Source organism: Mesorhizobium waimense, from assembly GCF_003601975.1.
Classification (GTDB): Bacteria; Pseudomonadota; Alphaproteobacteria; order Rhizobiales; family Rhizobiaceae; genus Mesorhizobium; species Mesorhizobium waimense.
On the sequence record NZ_QZWZ01000170.1, the window covers coordinates 1 to 966 of the forward strand.

Here is a 966-nt window from a genome sequence, read left to right on the forward strand (position 1 = left end):
CTGATATGTTCCATATGGCCCGTCTCCTATGCATGAGGCTCTGCGCCGGCCAGCCGGCTTAACCCTCGTACCGTTGCATATCGGATGACGGGCCGCCCTCAGGCCCAGCAATCATAGGGACTAGCGGTCTGAGCGCGTGTTTTCCCGCATGCCTGGACTGGCACTCGAAAACTGGTTGGAACGGCGCAACCAAACCCGACTGCAGATTCTGAGATCGGGGCTTCCGTTCGAGTTACGGTTCGGGCCTCACTTACCAGACTTGGACACGTCGGAGACTTAAGCTGCTGCAGCTGAAGCAAACCTTTGGAAGTGCTTTGCTTTGGCCGAACGCTCACATTGTCAATGAGACGGACATCGCCCAGCCATGCGGCCACGAGGACGCGTGCCCATCTGTCTGCGGCGTCGAGCGGCGAGAGGTCATCGTCGGCCCGCAATTCAAGATACTCGACTTCTTTGTAGCCGGCCGCCAGGATCGCCTTGTGCGCCTCGGCGAGTACGTCGTCGGCTTTTGCTCCTGTCGCCAGACGCTCGGCCGACGCGAACAGGATTTCCGCGAGGCTCGGCGCCGCCTGTCGCAGTACTGACGAGAGGCGAAGGTTGCGCGACGACATTGCCAGGCCGTCGGCTTCGCGCACCGTCGGGCAGGCGACGATCTCGATCGCAATATCGAGATCGCGCGTCAGCCGGCGCACGACTTGCAACTGCTGGAAGTCTTTCTCTCCGAAGAAGGCCAGGTCGGCGCCCGTCTGCAGAAAGAGCTTGGCTACGACAGTTGCCACGCCGTCGAAATGGCCGGGACGGTATGCACCGCACAACCCATGGCTCACCCCGCTCACCGAGACCGTGGTGGCGAAACCTTCCGGATACATTTCAGAGGCATCGGGTGCGTAGAGCATATGGGCACCCAGACGCGCGAGCTTAGCAGCGTCCTCGTGCTCCGTTCGTGGATAGGCGGCAAGGTCAGCC

1 pseudogene is annotated in these 966 nt (G+C 61.5%); it reads right to left on the reverse strand.

Annotated elements, in window-relative coordinates:
- Positions 1-320: 320 nt before the first annotated feature.
- Positions 321-966 (reverse strand): annotated as a pseudogene (locus tag D3227_RS40435) (4-phosphopantoate--beta-alanine ligase); the annotation flags it as partial.